This is a genomic window from Variovorax sp. 20P10.2.4 (assembly GCF_058244205.1).
In genome coordinates this window covers 1-4529 of sequence record NZ_JBZAYE010000591.1, presented here as the reverse complement: position 1 = coordinate 4529, position 4529 = coordinate 1, and the positions used below count along the sequence as shown (strand labels likewise).

Below are 4529 nucleotides of genomic sequence, written 5' to 3'. Positions count from 1 at the left end.
GCGAACGCGGCTTCAGCCCGATCTGCACCTCGTCCTTCAGCACCTCCCAGGCGCGCTGGCGCAGGGCCGCGAACTCGGGCGAATGGCGCAGCTCGGCCGAGCGCGGCCGCGCCAGCGGGATGTCGATGATCGCCTTGATGCGGCCGGGCCGTTGCGTCATCACGGCCACGCGGTCGGACAGGTAGACCGCCTCCTCGAGGCTGTGCGTGATGAAGACGATGGTCTTGCGGTACTGCTCCCAGATGCGCAGCAGCTCGCCCTGCAGGATCTCGCGCGTCTGCGCGTCGAGCGCGGCGAAGGGCTCGTCCATCAGCAGCACGTCGGGCCGGTAGGCCAGCGAGCGCGCGATCGCCACGCGCTGCTTCATGCCGCCCGAGATCTCGTGCGGATAGCGTTCGCCGAAGCCGTGCAGGCCCACGAGCTCGAGGTATTCCTGCGCGGTGCGGCGGCGCGCGGCCTTGCCGATGCCGCGGATCTCGAGGCCCACCGCGATGTTGTCGAGCACCGTGAGCCATGGGAACAACGCATAGCCCTGGAACACCACGCCCTGGTTGCGGTGCACGCCCGCGACCGGTTGGCCGTCGATGGCGATGCGCCCGCCGGTGCGCTCGGTGAGCCCGGCCAGGATGCCGAGGAAGGTCGACTTGCCGCAGCCCGAGGGGCCGAGCACCGAGAGGAACTCGCCCTCGCGCACGTCGAGGTCGAAGCCCTCGAGCACGCGCACGCGCTCGCTCGCGCCGCGCGCCGCGTAGTCCATGCGCACGTCGCGCGCCGAGATCTTGATGCCGCTCATGCGCGCGCCGCTCAGGTCTTCGCTGCGGCGGGCTGCGAGGGCGCCTGCGCGTAGGGGTTGAACTCGTTGGTGTAGACGTCCTTCACCGCCACCTTGCCGGCCGGGATCTTGCCCTCGGACTGCAGGATGTCGACGTAGTACTCGATCGGCGGCTCGGTCACCACCAGGTCCTCGACGTAGGCGTAGCGGTCCACGTTCTGCAGGTCCATGTTGATGCGCTTGGCGACCAGCTTGCGCGCTTCCTCGGGATTCGCGTTGACCCAGTTGCCGGCCTTGGCCAGTGCCGTCACCACGTCGCGCACCGCCTCGGGATGCTCGTGGATGAAGCGGCCGTGCGCGCTGTAGGGCGCCATGCCGCCGAGGCCGCCGTCGAGGTCGAAGTCGCTCCACAGCCGCACCAGCGCGTCGGCATGGTCGGCGCGGCCCGAGAAGGGCGCGTGGATGATCGCGAGGTCGGTGTTGCGCGTGACCAGCGTCTGCTCGGCCTGCTCGTCGGGCACCACCACGAAGTTGATCTTGTTCACGTCCACGCCATGCTGGCGCAGGTACTTCTTGGTCACGAACTCGGCGCAGGCGCCGAAGCTGTTGAAGCCGATGGTCTTGCCTTCGAGGTCCTTGGGCTTGAGGATGCCCGAGTCCTTGCGTACGAAGTACTTCATGTGCGGCGCTTCCTGCAGCGTCTTGCCGCCGGCCGCCACCACCTTGAGGTCGGCGCCCGAGGCGATGGCCGAGATCACCAGCGGCACCATGCGGCTGCCGAAGTCGATCTCGCCGGTGCCCACGAGCGGAATGATCTGCGGCGCCGCGATCTTGCCCACGTACTGCGGCCGCGTGTTCGTGCCCTCGAAGTAGCCGAGCTGGTCGGCCAGGTAGATCAGGTCGAACGAGGGGTTGTCGGGGTACTTGAACGCGACCTTGTCGCCGGTCTTCCTGACGATGGCCGGCGCGTCGGCCGAGGCCGACTTGGCCTCGTCGCGCGAGCAGCCCACGAGCGCGGCCGCGCCGAGCCCGCCGAGGCTGCCCACCGTGCCCAGCGAGACGAGGGTTTGCAGCAGGCCGCGGCGCGAGGGCGCGCGCAACGCGACGGTTGCGGATTCGCGGGAGGGGGAGAGCTTTTCGATGGACATAGCGACCGGCAGCGGAACTGCCTCTGAACAGGGATGGCCGATGCTAGGAAGCGGCCGGTGCCGGACCAACGAAGAAATCCATGCATGGATATGCGGGGAGTGGGGAAAGCGGGGCGCCCGGCGCCATCGACTGGAGGTATGGTGCGCGGCATGCGCGTCTTCCTGCTCGCCCTCGTCCTCTTTTGTCAACTCGCCATGGCCGCTCCACCTTCGCCTTCCACGCCGCCGGGCCCCCAGGCCCGGGCGCTGTCCGCGTTCATCGCCAAGAAGAAATTCTTGCCGGAAACCCTGTACCCGGGCGCGATGAACGAGCCGGAGCGCCTGCGCTTCGAGGCCACGATCAATGCGCTGGCCGTGCAGTTGCAGCCGCTCGCGGACCGGCCGAATCCCAAGGAGAAGCTCATGGCCGCGTTCAAGGCGGCCTATCCCGCCTGGGAGAACGAGGACACCGAGGAACGCGAGCGCGCGGTGGGTTACTTCGAGGAGTTGATGGGCATTCTGGGCGTGAAGAGTTCGAACGGCGTGCTGAACCGCCTGCTCTACGGATTCGATCCGGGGCAGTCGCCGGCGGCGAGGAATGCGCAGGCCCTGGCGGCGATGACGGCCGAGGAGCGGGGCTTCGCGGCGAAGCTCGAGGCGCTGCGCGTCGAGAACGCCGAGGCTTTTCTCGTGGCCGCCCTCGGCCCGCCGACGACCGTGGCGGGTGGCATGCAGCTGTGGATGAAGCTGAACGATCCGGGGTTCATGCTGTCGTTGACGAGGCAGCCGAAGGGGGCGATCGTCTGGATGGTGAAGGATCGCTTTCTCTATACGAAGGCCTTGTGAAATCCGAGCGCTGGGGTGCTCGGCGCGGCAGCTTCCTTCCGCGCCGGCGGTCGCTTCGCATTGCTTGCGAAAATGCGGCATGCACAGCCTTCTCGCTTCCGACCCGGCAGCCGCTTCTTCCGCCCCCGACCCCCTCGTACTCCAGACGCTGCTCGAGCAACGCGGCTCGACCCGCGGCTTCACCGACCAGGCCCTGCCCGAGGGCTGCCTCGAACAGCTCCTGATCCAGGCGCGCCGCGCCCCGAGCGGCGCGAACCTGCAGCCCGGCGAGTTCATCTCGCTCGAAGGCGATGCCCGCGCGCGGCTGAGCGCGGCGCTGGTGGGCGCATTCCGCAACGGCGAGCAGGAAGCCGAGGACTACAGCTACTTTCCGCGCCCGATGCCCCACAGCCTGCGCCGGCGCCAGGTCGCGGCGGCACAGGCGCTCTATGGCGCGCTGGGGGCGGCACGCGAGGACCGGGCGGCGCGCGATGCGCAGTTCGAGCGCAACTTCCGCTTCTTCGATGCACCCGTGGCGCTGCTGGTGGTGATCGATGCGCGCATGGGCAGCGGCTGCTACATGGACCTGGGGATGTGCCTGTTCGCGCTGATGATGGCCGCGAACGCCCAGGGCATCGGCAGTTGCGCGATCGGCGCGATCGCGTCCTATCCGGGCCTGGTGCGTTCGACGCTGGGGCTGGGCGATGAGCACCACGTCGTCTGCGGCCTGGCGCTGGGCTATGCCGATCCGCAGGCGCCCGAGAACGCGGTGCGGACCGCACGACGGCCGCTCGACGACTTCTTTCGCGTGATGCGCTAGCTAGAGCCGCTGCACCAGCCCCGCCGCGCCCAGGCCACCTGCGCCGGCAATCGCCGCGAGGCCGTGCGCACCCGATGGGGCATCGTGCGCCATGTCGGCGAGCAGGCGCACCAGGCTGACCGCGCCCGAGGCGCCGATCGGATGCCCGCGGCCCAGGCCGCCGCCGCCGCGGTTCAGGCGCGAGGGCTGCAAGCCCAATGCCTGGATGAACGACAGTGCCTGCACGGCAAAGGCCTCGTGCAGCTCCGCGCCCCAGAGCGCGCCCGCATCGAGGCCGGCACGGCGCAGCAGCGCTTCGGCGGCGGTGGAGGCGCCGAGCATCGGCATCTCCGGCGCCACGCCGATCGACGTGCCGCCCAGCCAATGGAAGCGTGGCGCGATCTTCAGCGCGGTCGCGGCCTGCGGAGTGGCGAGCAGCACGAAGGCGGCGCCGTCGGCGCGCGGTGCGATCGCGAGGCGGCTGACGGCCGTCTCGTGGGCGACGACCGGGTCGGACAGCGTGTCGGCGACCGCCTCGATCGGCATGCGGGCCATGCGCGAGGCCGTCAGTTCGCGCGCATAGCTGTCGTGCGTGGCATCGCCGATGGCCACGATCTCTTGCGACATGCGTTCGCGCCATGCGAGCGCCTTCGCATGGCTTTGGGCCGCGAAGTCATCCTGCTGCGCGCGGCCGATCGAATGCAGCGCGGCGTGGCGCGCGGCGGCGAGCAGCAGGTCGGGATCGCGCGCCGGATCGGGCGCGAAGGCGGGGCGGTCGTAGGGCACGGGTGCCTCGCCGGCATCGCGCGGGCGATGCTGGCGAATCGGCGCGCGGCTCCAGGCCTCGACGCCACCGGCGATCGCGATGGCGGCATTGCCGCTGGCCAGCAGGCCGGCGGCCAGGGTCACGGCATCGAGGCCCGCGCAGCACTGGGTATCGACCGACAGCGCGGCGATGCGGTCCGACAGGCCGGCAGCCAGCGCGACCATGCGCGCGGGATTGCCG

At 70.1% G+C, this 4529-nt stretch carries 5 protein-coding genes; 2 read left to right on the top strand and 3 right to left on the bottom strand.

Features of this window, described 5'->3' with window-relative positions; translation table 11 throughout:
• Positions 1-793 (bottom strand): ABC transporter ATP-binding protein (locus AC27VN_RS33705; RefSeq protein ID WP_490879383.1); only part of this gene is annotated, 793 nt, incomplete at its 3' end.
• Positions 794-804: 11 nt separating this feature from the next.
• Positions 805-1920 carry an ABC transporter substrate-binding protein gene (locus AC27VN_RS33700; RefSeq protein ID WP_490879382.1) on the bottom strand — a complete coding sequence of 372 codons (1116 nt, stop codon included), beginning with the start codon at positions 1918-1920 and terminating at the stop codon, positions 805-807.
• 150 nt (positions 1921-2070) lie between these two features.
• Between AC27VN_RS33700 and AC27VN_RS33695 the strand changes: the two genes are divergently transcribed.
• Both AC27VN_RS33695 and AC27VN_RS33690 read left to right on the top strand, forming a co-directional pair.
• Positions 2071-2745: a DUF4844 domain-containing protein gene (locus AC27VN_RS33695; RefSeq protein WP_490879381.1), complete on the top strand. Its 675-nt coding sequence runs from the start codon at positions 2071-2073 to the stop codon at positions 2743-2745.
• Positions 2746-2824: 79 nt separating this feature from the next.
• Positions 2825-3544 (top strand): nitroreductase, encoded by a 720-nt coding sequence (locus AC27VN_RS33690; protein WP_490879380.1) that lies wholly within the window; start codon positions 2825-2827, stop codon positions 3542-3544.
• On the opposite strand, the gene AC27VN_RS33685 is transcribed toward AC27VN_RS33690, so the two are convergent.
• Positions 3545-4529, bottom strand: a 985-nt coding sequence (locus AC27VN_RS33685) for a thiolase family protein (protein WP_490879379.1), incomplete at its 5' end; no start/stop codon positions are given.

What these genes read in the sequence shown, in the direction of transcription:
- AC27VN_RS33690 (WP_490879380.1), top strand. Translation starts at nt 2,825, where the DNA reads ATGCACAGCCTTCTCGCTTCCGACCCGGCAGCCGCTTCTTCCGCCCCC.
- AC27VN_RS33700 (WP_490879382.1), bottom strand. Translation starts at nt 1,920, where the DNA reads ATGTCCATCGAAAAGCTCTCCCCCTCCCGCGAATCCGCAACCGTCGCG.
- AC27VN_RS33695 (WP_490879381.1), top strand. Translation starts at nt 2,071, where the DNA reads ATGCGCGTCTTCCTGCTCGCCCTCGTCCTCTTTTGTCAACTCGCCATG.